Here is a 208-nt window from a genome sequence, read left to right on the forward strand (position 1 = left end):
TCGTTCGCATATCAGAAGTACGTTATTTATGGCTATGATGTCCGCTATGCAATGCAACCCTTTATTTAAAGCAACTTATCAAAGGCTTACACAAGCAGGCAAACCAAAGAAAGTCGCTATCATTGCCTGCTTGAGAAAGATGGTGGTGATTCTGAATTCAATGTTGAGAGACGGAATAAAATGGGATGAAAATAAAATTATTATTCAC

At 37.0% G+C, this 208-nt stretch carries 1 pseudogene; it reads left to right on the forward strand.

The features are described from left to right. Positions 1-208: pseudogene (locus AC1EU2_RS18820) on the forward strand (IS110 family transposase); the annotation flags it as partial.

Source organism: Parashewanella sp. 2304DJ23-3 (genome assembly GCF_056591695.1).